Here is a 13,211-nt window from a genome sequence, read left to right as displayed (position 1 = left end):
CATGCTTTCAATAAATACCAATGACGCATATGGAAAGCTGAAATCAGTGAGCGAGCGGGATAAAGTTCCCAAGAGAATAAATGATAAGTCTGCACGGAACGGACGAGCCGAGACAACCAACGAAGTGTTGCGGTGGAGGCTAACTCGCGTAGCGAAGTTAAGCATAGCGGCCGTAGCCACAGTACAAATAGTACGGCGAGGTTAGGAGTAACGCGCAACGCCGCAATTTGCCTGCGCAGCCACTTATTAAGCGTTTCCATTATTCTTCCTTCATGGAGGCAGCCAACCGCTTGCTCAACGGATGCATCCAGTAATCCCACAGCGTGCGCTCGCCTGTTTTAATCACCACCTGCACCGGCATGCCAGGCTGCAACTGTCTGCCCTGCAAGGCTTGCATGCCTTTTTCGGTCAACACTATCCTGGCCAGGTAGTAGCTCTGGCTGCCTTCCAAGGTTGCCGTCGGTTTAGTCAACAAGTCACTGGAAACCGACTTCAAGCGGCCTTCGGCCAATAATTGCGGACTATTAGAGAATGTGGAGAAGCGGACATCAGCGGCCTGGCCGGCGTGGATTTTATCGATGAGGTGTGGCGGAATCTGCGCATCAATAATCAGCGATTCACCAGAGGGCACAATATCCATGAGCTTTTGCCCTGGCTGGATCACCGCGCCCACGGTATGCACTTGCAAACCAACGACTTGCCCGGAGGCCGGCGAGCGGATCTCGGTACGGCTCAGCTCATCGCGCAAGGCCACCAGTTTTTGCGCATCGGCCTCCACTTGCAACTTGACCTGCGCCATCTCGGCATCCATTTCTTTACGCTCCAGCTGGTTGCGCTGGTTGATCTGCTGCTGCAACTCAAGAATGGTACGCTGCGCACGGATGATATTGGCCTGGGTATTGGCGCGTTCACCATGCAAAGCAGCCACACGCTGCTCCAGGTCATTTTGCTGGTTACGCGGGGCATAACCTTCCGCCGTCAACGCACGTATGCCTTGCAGTTGCTCCTCGAGCAAAGCCAGCTGTGATTCATGGCTGGCCAGCATGCCCTGATAGCCCTGGATCATGGCCTGGTAGCCAGCAATCGACTCCTGTTTACCGGCGATATCGGCGGCCAGGGCTGACGTTCTCGCCGCCAGTAACTGACTCTGGTTGCGCATTTGTTGCTGGATCAACGGGTCGTTTTGCAGCTTGAGCAGGTCCGGGTGAAAATCAATCACCGGGCGGTGTAACTGCTCGGCACGCAAGCGGTCTTCTTGCGCACGCAAGCCAGCATAGCGCTGGCGCACTTCTTCATAGCGCGCCTTGCTGGCTTGTTCATCTAACTTAAACAACAGATCGCCCGCTTTCACCTGCTGCCCTTCATGTACCAGCAAACTGCTCACGATGCCACCGCTCAAATGCTGCACCACCTTGTGATTGCTTTCGACGCTGATCTGCCCTTCGGTGGGCACGCCTTCGTCTAGCGGCGCATAGGCTGCCCACAGCACAAACCCTATCAGTCCGGCCAACAGAATAAATGCGCCCTTACGCGTCTGGCTGGTTTGCTTGGCATATGCCTCAATCGCGTGCACATTATCGGGAACAGGTTGAGGCATGGTTAAGGGCATGGAGACTCCGAGGTGACGCTTGTTGCAGTGGCATTCAGTTGGTTCAGGTAGACAATGCCAGCATCTCGCGGGCCGTGATGCACTACCTCACCTCGCTTGAGCACCAGCAAGTCATCGGTGACCTTGAGCACACCGGAACGGTGCGAGACCACCACAATGGTGGTCTGTTTTTCTTTGAGGGCCTGCAGCAACTGCATCAGCCTGGCTTCGCCAAATTCATCCAGGCTGGCATTCGGCTCGTCAAGCACCAGCAAGGCGGGCTCTTGATAGATTGCGCGGGCCAGACCCAGTAACTGACGCTGCCCACCGGATAAAGGTAACCCTTGTTCATCGAGGCGAGTATCGTAACCTTGTGGCAAACGTAAAATGGCCTCATGCAAGCCTACGCGCTGGCATGCCTCAATAATATGCTGGCTGTTTAACTCACCGAACCTGGCCACATTCTCGGCAATGGTGCCTTCGAGCAGTGACACTTGCTGCGGCAGATAACCGACACTGGTCATGGCAGATCGGACATTGCCTGCATGGATGACTGTCTGGTTGACCTGATAGCCGCCTTGCGTGGGGAACACAGCCCCCACCAGCAAGCGGGCCAGCGTGCTCTTACCGGAACCGGAGGGGCCCATGATGCACAGCAAGCGACCGGGAGGAATCGTTAAATCCAGCGCATGCAGAATACGGCGTGACTGCAGCGTCACACCCATGCCTTTGAGCCTGAGGGTGTAAGGACCTTGCAATGCCTGGGTGGGCACATGGGCCGCATCCGTTTGCCTGGCGCTGGTGAGTAATGCCTGCAAATCACTGGCTGCATCATTGGCTTGCAACCACTGCCGCCAGCTGTGCACAATGACATCAAACGGTTGCAAGGCGCGCGCAATCAATACATTGGAAGCCACCATGGAACCGACACTGATATCCCCTTTGATCGTCAACCAGGCCGCCACTGCCAGCATTAGCGACTGCATGGTATAGCGCACCCATTTATTCACAAACTGGCTGCGGTCACTGGCAGACAACCATATGCGCTCCGCACTGGATTGCTCGGCAAGCAATGCCTGCCAGCGCTGGCGCAAGGTGTGCGACATCCCCAGCACATGACTGGTTTGCAGATGGCGGATTTTTTGCTGGATGAAGTTTTCGATGGTTTGCCTGGCGGCTTGCGCCTGCTGCGCGGGTCCGGCAATGACGGACTGGTTCCATACAGCCACTCCAAACTGGATCAGGCAGAACACCACCGCCGTCAGCCCTAGCAGCGGATGCAAGGTCAACAGCACGGCGATATAGACCACACTCCAGGGCAGGTCCAGCATGGCAAACAACCCTTGCCCGGTTAGAAACTGCCTGACCGTGGTCAGCTGTTGCAACGATTGCACTGGCGATTGCTGCGGCGGCGTGCGCGGATTAAATGCCGCAGAAAATACCTGCTTGCCGTAGCTCAGGTCCAGCTGCACGCCTGTTTTGATTGCATACAGGTTGCGCAGCCAATCGGCCCCTGCCATCAGCAGCAGCAAGCCTGCCGTAAGCAGGGTAATGGCTACCAGTGTCATGGTGTTCCTGCTCATCATCACCCTGTCGTACAGTTGCAGCATGTATAACGTGGGGACGAGCATGAGTACATTGGTAAGTAAACTGAGCCAGGCCATATGGATAAACTGCTGGCGGAACGCTTTGACCAACGGCCATAATGCGATTTTCTGCAAAACACTCATGTTTGAGCCACCTTGGCCGCTGGCACTGGAGCGATTGGTGCTTGAGACACGGCCTCTTTGGCCGCAGGCGCCTGAAAACTCGCCAGCACATCAGCCGGTTTGCCATAACGGATCATCTGCCCCTGTCCCATCACCAGCATCCAGTCGGCAATATTGAGGATATGTTGCAGGTGGCTCACTATCACAACCGTGGTACCTTGCTGCTTGAGGCGGGCAATGGCCTGTTGCAATAATCGCTCAGCCCCAGTATCCAGGTTGGCATTGGGCTCATCGAGCACCACGATGCGTGGCTTGCCATAAAAAGCGCGTGCCAGGCCAATGAGCTGACGCTCACCACCCGAGAGCATCATGCCGGATTGACCAATATGCGTATTTAAGCCTTCAGGGAGCTGCTGTATCCAATCTGTCAGGCCGAGTAAATCCAGCACTTCCGTGAGCGCCGCAGTGTCTGGCGCCTGAAAACGGCAAATGTTATCTATCAGGCGCCCGTCATACAGCTCCACCTCCTGCGCCAGGTAACCAATATGAGGCCCAAGCCTGGTTTTATCCCAGCCATACACATCTACCCCGTCATAGCGCACACGGCCACTGCTGGGCGGCAACAATCCCACCAGCAATTTGGCGAGTGTACTTTTGCCCGAGGCGGAAGCCCCGGCCACAATCAGCACATTGCCGGCTGACAATTTGAAATGCACCTGGCGGATAAAAGCCTCTGCCTGTGCTTTGCCTGGCTGCGGGATTGCATAAGCCAGTTGCTCCACCGTCACTTCACCTGTTGGTGGGGGCAATACCAACCCGTCTGCTTTTGCGGCGGCGCCGGCAAACAAGCTGTCAATACGCTGGTAGGCGGTCCATGCCTGCTCATAGGTTTTCCAGTGGCCCACACATTGCACCAGCGGTGCCAGCACCCTGGCCGCCAGGATAGAGGCCACAATCATCATGGCGCCGCCATTAAACAGTTCACCGGCAATAAACAGGTAGCAGGCCAAGCCCAGAATCAGGCTGGTTTGCAGGGTTTGCAACCAGCGGGAAACGGCTGCATTCTTGCCAGCCAATTCAGAAGCCAGTGTCTGCTGCCACAAGAAACCATGCTGGCTTTTTAACCAGCGCTGTTCCACAGGGACCATCATGTGCATGGCCTGCATGACATCGCCATGACGGCTGATGCTGGCAAAATAACGCTGCGATTCGAGCGCATGCACATTGGCCTGTTTCATCATGGGGGCCACGCGTGCCTGGTTCTGCACGGTGAGTACCAGTTGTATCAATAGCCCGAGTAAGGTCAACACACCCAGCGCTGGGTGAATCAGGAACACAGCCACCAGGAAAATCAGGCAGAAAGGCGCATCCATCAGGTTTAAAAACGCTGAAGAATGCAATGTACTTTTGAGAGTAGAAAAATCGGAAAAGACTTGTTGTGCCGGAAATTCCGGCATCGCCAATTTAGCGGTAAATACACGCTCAAACAGGCGTTGCTGTAATTGAGTTTCAAAGCCAGTTGAAGCGGCTTGTAATAAATGCCGGCGTTGCCATTCCAGCCCTTCCATCACCAGATAGGCAAAGGTCGCCAGTAGCGTCAACATCAGCAATGTAGACACATTGCGGCTGTTAATGACACGGTCATACACTTCCAGCATATACCAAGAAGGCACCAGGATCAGCAAATGCGTCACGATGCCAAACGTCCACACTTTGCGCCATGTGGGCCAAAGTTCGGACAGGACCTCTTTGATGGTCTCGGATTGCGAAAACATGTTTACGACGAAAACTTCCGTAAGGAATTGCGACAGGTGGGCTTCCCCACCCGTCACAATATTGATTACACGATCACAAAGTCAGAGGTTGACAATGTGTTCACACCGGTCAGGATCGCGATGTCTACTTTGGCACCGCTACCATTGCCGTCAGCGTCATAGCTGAGGGTTTTAGTGGTGGTGTTGTAAACCAGGTAATCATTCGCGTCTTGCGCAGTGCCTGTGCTGTTCACACGCAACATGCTGCTGTTGAAACCTGCCAACTGGCTGTACTGATCCAGGTGCAACTCGATTTTGTCGGTGCCACGGGTGAAATCAGTGATGGTGTCTACCCCGGTCAGGTTAAACGCCGTGTTGGTATAGGTTTGAACGGTGGTAGAAGAACCAGTGACCACTTCTTCATACACTTTGCCGAACACAAAGGTATCCGCGCCAGCGCCACCAGTCAGCGTATCGTTACCGCCATTGCCAACAAATACGTCAGCTTGGGTTGTACCGATAAATGTTTGCTGATTGGCATTGCCTTCAAAACGCAGGCCGTTTGCAGTCACGCCGGATGCATCCACAACCACATTGTTGATGGTGCCGCCGTTGTTACCCAGAGTGTTGGAGAGGTCAGCCACAGTGCCATTGGCCTTGAAGTAGTAATGATCATTGAGCAACTGCAGATCGGTGTTTTCAACGTTCAAGCGGCCGACAGTACCGCCCACTTGCACCACTTCCATAGACTGGAAGTTAGCGTCATTGAGCACCACAGTACCATTGGCTTTGGTGTTGGCACCAATACCAGTGGTGATACGCAATGTATCCACACCGTCACCACCGACGATGACATCATGCTTGGCGCCAGTCGCAATCCACTCTTTGTTACCGTCATCTGCCTTGGAAGTCGTGCCTTGCACACCACTACCAAAACCGCCGATCACAAAAATGTCATCGCCTTCGCCACCGTCGAGGTAGTCAGCACCACCATGACCGATGAGCAAGTCATTGCCGCCGTTACCGTACACAGTGTCATCACCCAGGCGCATGGTTGCGTAATCAACGCCTTCGCTGCCCAGAACGATTTCATGCGCATCGCTGCCTTCGTTAGCGCCGTCGATACGGGTGAAACTACCAGCTTCGCCTTCTGAAGCGTCGTAGGTGACATCAACATTGAAGTAGAGGTGAGCAACAGAGAAGTCATCTACCTCAAAAACCGCTTTATCGTAAGTAACTGGGGTGGCACCTACGATGGTATCGGCTGGTTCAAACTCTTCCTCTTCAAACTCCATTTCAATGGTGACATTTTCAACATCGCCACCAGCAACACCGTGGATTTGGTAACCTGGATTGATTTCACCCAAGCTAAGGGACTCGCCGTTCTCTTCCAACTGCTCGGCTTCCAGAGTAATCTCCACACCGCTAGCCAACTCGATACGCTCGATGCCAGAGAATTTAATACCTTCAAATTCGCCAGACTTAGTAAAGGCCAATGTGTCTACCGCATTATATCCAGCTACAGTTGTTGCAAAAGTACTAATTGCGGAAGAACCAGGGCGAGTGACAATATTCAAGCGAACATCTGTCTCGGCCTCCAGAGACATATCTTCATCTTCAATTTCAACTACCAAACCAGTAGTTGTATCAATGGCAAGTAGAGGAGCTTCTTCGTCAATTTCACTTGATTCTGACAACTCAATATAGCGAGCTTCATTACCCTCGTTATCGAGACCAGAAACACCAGCTTCAACTACGACACCTTCTGAATCTTCCTCATCACCGATGATAAATGTATCATTTCCATCACCTCCGATTAAAATATCATCAGAAGTCACAATAAAAACATTTCCATCAACTGTTTCATTGCCGAAGCTACTGCCATCACCTTGCAGGTAATCTGCACCTTCGCCCCCAGTTAGAATATCGTCGCCATCACCGCCAAAAATCGTATCATCTCCACTTCCACCACTAAGGATGTCATTACCCTCACCAGCAAAAATGGTGTCATTACCAGCGCCACCATCTACGATATTATTGCCAGTTCCAGCATCAACAACATCATTACCATCGCCAGCAGAAATGAGATCGCTCCCGTCGCCCCCGAACAAAATATCATCACCAGCACCTCCAGCGATAACATCATTACCAGCACCACCATCAATAATATTTCCCAGATCATTTCCAACAATTAAGTCAGAACTATTTGTACCTGTATAGCTTGTTTCTGTTGAATTGAAAATTTTAACAGCCATCATAAACTCCTCATTAGGTTTGTAAGTGGCTTGAAGCCACTTACAAAATTAAACTAAAAGACTCCAACTTTTTTAGTTATGGCGTACCGATGGAATAACCATCCAGAATGATTTCTTTCATGGTAGTAGCTTCTTGAGCGGTCTGACGCAAGCGAATCGCGCCTCCGTTTGTAATCACGCTAGGATTGGCAGTACAAGCCGCTTGTACATAAGTAAATGCTGATACAGCATTTGTGCTGCCATCATCATCCGCATAGACACTATCAAGCGTGAAATCTACCCAGCTATCATTGACGACTGCATCTTGTGTTGCAGAAGATGTTGAAGCGGTTGTTGTTGCATCAATTGGACTATTCACACCGGAATAATTTGCTGTGACGGTATTCTTTGTTGGCAAATCCAAATAATTGGTACCATTCAACGCTTTATTTGCACTGGTGTCATACGCTAACGCGCGGTGTTGGACAGAAGTAAAGGTGCGACCTTGACGATAAACTGGTGAAGCAGTTGTAGAAAATAATGTATAACCCGCATTTACTGCGAGGCCAGAAAATCCACCACGTACAATATCATTCACCTCAAAATATTGCGTACCTGGAGTGGAGCTGTCATGATCGGCGTTGGTCATAGTGACGCGTGTGCCAATAATGCACATACCAGTAGATGAATTACGCCAAGCATAGTCAAGCAGAGTACCAATGTTGCCGCTATCACCAGGAATATTCACAGTGCGGCTACCCACTAATGTATAACCTGAAAGAGGAGCAAATAATTCAGAAGATGGTTTTGCAACCCAGCATGTGTTGTTTACTGAGTTTGTTGGAACAGTAATTGGAGAATATGATCCAAAATTGCCTTTCGGATCTAATGCAGTTCTGCCATCGTTAAAGCAATTGGTATACGCAGAGTTAGCAAAACCTGTAGTTGGTAATGCGACAAGCCCTGGTGCTGCATTTGCATTACTCATAACTCCGATAGCACTTAATACTGCCAATTTCAACAATGAAGTTTTCATTACGCTCTCCTAAAGAGGTATATAATTAGCAGGCATTTGTGGCTGCCTGCATCACCAATTCACCGCAACTTGCTTAGCGCCGCTCAAGCTCTTAACAAGTCGAGGTTAATACTTAAAGGAAGCCACAAATGCCAATAACCAAATGATTATTTTTTGATTTTTCATGTTTCACCTTATGGAGTGCCAATAGCATAACCATCCATAATAATTTCTTTAAAGGTAGTATTTTCCTGCGCTGTTTGACGTAACCTTATCGCACCTGTTTTTACAGTAGGACTTGTTGCACAAGGAGCTTGTATATAGGTGAAAGGTGATACTGCTCCTGCAGAGGTGTCCGCGTCTACAGATGTGACCTCCATAGTAAAATCCACCCAGTTGTCATTAACCATTGCATCTTGTGTTGCTAATGTAGTCGAAGCAATTGCTGTCGAACTAATAGGGAAGTTTTCACCAGTTATATTTACTGTCACGCTAGTTTTTGTTGGCAGATCTAAATAGTTAACACCATCCTGAGCTCTATCCCAGGCTGTTACATAACTCAAAGCGCGATGCTGTACCGACGTAAAAGTACGCCCTACACGAAAAACTGGAAAACCACTTTGAGTAAATAATGCATAGCCAGCATTGACCTCCAAACCACTAAACCCGCCTCTTACCAGATCATTTGCTTGAAAATATTGAGTTCCAGCTAGAGTATTATCATGGTCAATTCCGATCATTGTGACGCGAGTCCCAATAATGCACATATTTGCAGAAGAATTACGCCACACATAATCCACTAACGTTCCAATAGTGGCGCTACTATCCCCTGTGGCACGAGGTATATTTACCGTCCGACTACCTACTAATGTATAGCCAGCAATCGGCGAAACTAACTCAGCAGCAGGCTTTACAACCCAGCATGTATTGTTCATCGTCGTTGTTGGCAAGAGATATGGTGAATAGGATCCGAAGTTGCCTCGCGGATCAGCTGCACTTTTACCATCATTAAAACAATTGGTATAAGCAGAACTAGCAAAGCCCGTGATGGGCAATCCAACAAAGCCAGGTGCGGCATAAACATTCATCGTTTGCCCCAAAGTCTCTAATATTGCTAATTTCAACAATGACATCTTCATATAACTCTCCCAAAAATATCAAATAGGACATTTGTGCCGCTTAAAATCCATGGCTCCACCACTACTCAACTTAACTCGGTATTCTTCTCAATTTAAGAGATACGTCATCAGGACTTCTTCCTGAAGTTTACTTATCAGGCTCAAAATGCCAATTCAGGCTAAACCACACACCTCTGGGAGCCCCCGGTGCAATAAAGTTAGTACTCAGCCAATCACCAGAGTTATGGTTGTAGCCATCCGGCCCGACTGCGCCAAGGATGCTGGGAGAGAATGGATTACGCCCCAAACGACCAGCACTAAAATATTCCTTATCAAAAAGATTGTTGACCATCATGGTCGCAGTCCATTCTTTACTGAGTTTGTAACTGGTTTGAAAATTGAAGGTAGCATAGCCATCTACTTTTCCTGGATTAGTAGTTGGCTGGCGATAGACTGTGGTATACCCCGTACCAGGTACATAGACTGTCCGCGGCTGTGCAATACCTTGCTGATGCTGATTGTTTTCGTTGCCCCTCAGGTAACTATCAGAATGAGCTACCATACTTAGACCAACCGTCCATTTATCCGTCACATCATAGTTGACGCTTGCATTCAGGTTTTGAAGTGGCACACCAGGCATATGACTCCCTGGTGTCACCCGGATAGTGCCAAGCCCATTAACATTGTTTGAGCTACTGTTGGCATCGCTAGGCATGTCAAACGTGTCCTGAAAAGTCGCTTCGGTCAGTGCATAATTCAAACTGAAGCGCATCCTATCTTTTCGACCAGAAAGCCCAGCCTCAAGACCTCTACGGCGGGTTCTGCCTACATTGTCAAAAAAACCCTGCCCCGGGGAGCCTACTGCAATAAAGTAAATATCGTTTCTAAGATCGGTCTGATATGCGCCGAGATTCCACTGCATATTTTCGCCAATCGTTCCGCGCAAACCAATGTCATACGTAGTGGCCCTAATTTGCTTGAGGAATGGATCGCCAGACAAGGTGGTAGGTAGTGAGCAAAACCGGTTTTCTACAATGCTGCGAGGTCCAAGCGCGCCACCTAGCCCCGGGACGGGGGTGTCATCATATGCGCACCCCAACTCAATGACACTTGGTGTCCTTGTACCTTGAGCAATATTGGCAAAAAAATTCAGATTCTCTTTTGCCTGCCAAGTCATTCCTAATGATGGGTTAAAAGAATAGTAAGTAAATTTTTCAGTTTCTGCCGTATCCAACGCATTGAGAATTTCGGGTAAACGATAGTTGGTTTCTATCCCTGTGCAATCACCGTTTGGGCAAATATTGTAGTTATCAGGGATCGCGATTAAATCACCAATCTGGTATGCGCCTACGCCATACCGCGCTGCAATGGTATTTTTGACTCGCGTCTGGTTATAACGGCCAGCAGCAGTAAAATGCAAAGTTTCAACAGGGGTCCAGGTATCACTGAAATACAAACTCTTAGTGATGCTAGTACCGTCAAAATTATTATTGGCTATCGGCTCAAATGCACCGGCAAACTGCGGATGTGCCTGGGATGGATCCAGGTAAACTTCACGATTGGCATTAATAAATGCAAGTTGCTGCTCATTAGTATAGTCAGCCCTTGCGGAATCTAAAGATGCTCCGACCATAAACTTATGCTGGTCGAGATTCCAGTTTAACTGGAAGGAAAAGCCATCGACAATTTGATCAATCTGGTTATTGGTAATAATACCTGTAGGTGTACCATCTACCACACCAGTTTGCCCAGTGGCGACTCCATCAACTGTTGTTGGGAATGGGCCACCATTTGGATCAGGATAGGTGTAGGCATTGCCGCCTGGATTGCTACCTGTAGCGTTATTAGTTAATTGTGTTTCATTACAGTTATCGAAATTTGTGGCGGCCAATGGTAAAACATAATATCGGGTAATCACGTTACCACTTACCTGATTATAGTAATTCTCAGTCGTGAGCATGACTCCATCAACATTCTGGAGGTATCCTCCTGAATCCCAAAGTGCTGTTCCGACCCTATACTCGGGATCATTGCCATAACCATAAGTTACAGTAGGCCCCTCACCCGTTGGGCCATTCAAGGTTCCATTGGTCCGATTGTAAAATGCACTTTCGTAGAAATTTTTGTAGTAATTAAGCACTGTTTTATACGTTTGAAGATAACCAGCATTATCTATCTGCGCATTACGAAGACTGGAATAGTTACCGTTGTCCAGCACGCCTGGGGTTGCATCCAGAAACATATCCGTCATGAATGCTGATGTAGAAAAATCCGGATTACCCGCTGAATCTAAGATAACAGGGACTAGATAGTAATCCGGAACACCATACTCTGCTGCAAGGCCGGTACTACTAAATAAACAGGCATACTCCTCTGGCGTCCCCGTAAGGGCATTAATGCCAGGCCTTCTTCTGGCCAATAGGTCACTCTCATAGTCAGTAAAAACATCTCCGCTTTTCTGCTTACGCTTGCTATTGCGATGATAGACCTGACCAGTAATGGTAAATTTATCGTTAACAAAATAACTGCCCGATAGCTGAAATTGACCTAATGTGTTTTTAGTGACATCTGGGCTCGTATATACCCCATCCCGATTTTGTTCGTACTCATTCGTTGGTAACAAGCCATTGCCAGTCAAGTCGGTTTGCACCAACAAAGTACTCAAATTCAGATCTAGGTTATCCCCACGAAAACTGCCTTTGGTGAATAACTGGTTCACCCTGCTTGGCGAGTTCTTGCGCCAGCCATCCTCCAAAAAGAAATTACCTGCTGCAAATAAACCAACAGTTCCGTTGTTCCACCCACCTTCAAGCTGCAACTGTTTACGCCCAAAAGAGCCAGTCAGAATATCAACATCAGCACCAGCATTATTAAAACCATCTTTGGTTTTAAGGGAAAATGCACCTCCCAAGGTATTCAAACCAAAGATTGGATTAGAGCCGGGGAAAACATCCACACTGGCTAAGGCATTCATTGGAATCATGTCCCAGTTCACTACATCACCAAAAGGTTCATTCACGCGAATACCATCAATAAACACTGACAAACCTTGCGGCGTACCAATCTGGGGCCCTGCTGTAAAACCACGATACTGCACATCCATTTGAAATGGGTTCCCCTGGTAATCATTCACCGTCACTGATTGCAACTTACGGTTCATCAAGTCAGTGATACTTAACGAATGAGCCTCTTTAATTTCTTTCGCAGAAATACTTTGTACATTGCCTGGGATTTCCTCCTTGGTTAATCCCAAGCCAGGTAGCGGACCCACTTCATAAAAGCGTTTAGCACGGACTTCAACCCTATCAAGCTGAACATCTTTTTTGGCTTCTTTAGGCGGTTTTTGGATGAAGATGTTATTGCCTTCAACTTTAGGTACGAGACCACTCTCGCCCAACACGCGTTGCAGCGCTTCTTTGCGCGTCATCCGGCCACGCACTTCAGGTGCGGTTTTGCCAGAGACAACGTCATTGGGGAATGAAATATTCATACCCGTGGCCTTGCCAAGGTCATGCAATGAATTCGCCAATGGCTGCGCTGGAATATCAACATTAACGGGCACACTAAAGCTTTCCTCCTGTTGTTTAGGCAACTGGGTATTTAATGCTTCTGCCCACACTGCTTGCGATGCCATCACACTTAAAGCAGCTAACGCAGTGTGTATTCCTCTTCTCTTCAATTTCTTATGCGTACTCACAGTCCTCTCCTGTCTATGACTCATCTGTGAGCGAAGCAAAAACCTGATGTTGGTAACAAATATTTACATTTGTGATTTTTTTCCTGCGTGATATGA

General features: G+C 49.0%; 7 protein-coding genes. All 7 read right to left on the bottom strand.

Annotation, left to right across the window (positions count from 1 at the left end; genetic code table 11):
* Window positions 1-259 precede the first annotated feature (259 nt).
* The 7 genes from ACJ67_RS03900 to ACJ67_RS03870 all read right to left on the bottom strand — a co-directional run bounded on the left by ACJ67_RS03900 (window position 260) and on the right by ACJ67_RS03870 (window position 13,052).
* Complete coding sequence (locus tag ACJ67_RS03900) at window positions 260-1,609, bottom strand: HlyD family type I secretion periplasmic adaptor subunit (RefSeq protein WP_231587247.1); 1,350 nt, start codon at window positions 1,607-1,609, stop codon at window positions 260-262.
* The gene (locus ACJ67_RS03895; protein ID WP_049637956.1) at window positions 1,600-3,318 is read right to left on the bottom strand and encodes a type I secretion system permease/ATPase; all 1,719 of its coding nucleotides are present in this window, start codon (window positions 3,316-3,318) and stop codon (window positions 1,600-1,602) included. The genes ACJ67_RS03900 and ACJ67_RS03895 overlap by 10 nt, the downstream gene beginning before the upstream one ends.
* Window positions 3,315-5,072: a type I secretion system permease/ATPase gene (locus tag ACJ67_RS03890; protein WP_049637955.1), complete on the bottom strand. Its 1,758-nt coding sequence runs from the start codon at window positions 5,070-5,072 to the stop codon at window positions 3,315-3,317. The genes ACJ67_RS03895 and ACJ67_RS03890 overlap by 4 nt, the downstream gene beginning before the upstream one ends.
* Window positions 5,073-5,137: 65 nt before the next feature.
* On the bottom strand, window positions 5,138-7,309 hold the full coding sequence (locus ACJ67_RS03885; protein ID WP_231587246.1) for a calcium-binding protein: 2,172 nt from the start codon (window positions 7,307-7,309) through the stop codon (window positions 5,138-5,140).
* A 73-nt stretch (window positions 7,310-7,382) separates the two neighbouring features.
* Window positions 7,383-8,321 (bottom strand): hypothetical protein, encoded by a 939-nt coding sequence (locus tag ACJ67_RS14980; RefSeq protein WP_231587245.1) that lies wholly within the window; start codon window positions 8,319-8,321, stop codon window positions 7,383-7,385.
* Window positions 8,322-8,494: 173 nt separating this feature from the next.
* Entirely contained in the window at window positions 8,495-9,439 is a 945-nt protein-coding gene (locus ACJ67_RS14975) for a hypothetical protein (protein WP_231587244.1), read from the bottom strand.
* 127 nt (window positions 9,440-9,566) lie between these two features.
* Window positions 9,567-13,052 carry a TonB-dependent receptor domain-containing protein gene (locus ACJ67_RS03870; protein WP_231587281.1) on the bottom strand — a complete coding sequence of 1,162 codons (3,486 nt, stop codon included), beginning with the start codon at window positions 13,050-13,052 and terminating at the stop codon, window positions 9,567-9,569.
* Window positions 13,053-13,211 lie beyond the last annotated feature (159 nt).

The organism is Methylophilus sp. TWE2, from assembly GCF_001183865.1.
Taxonomy (GTDB): Bacteria; Pseudomonadota; Gammaproteobacteria; order Burkholderiales; family Methylophilaceae; genus Methylophilus.
Note: the sequence above shows the minus strand (reverse complement) of the source record. Positions and strands in the feature narration are given on the sequence as shown.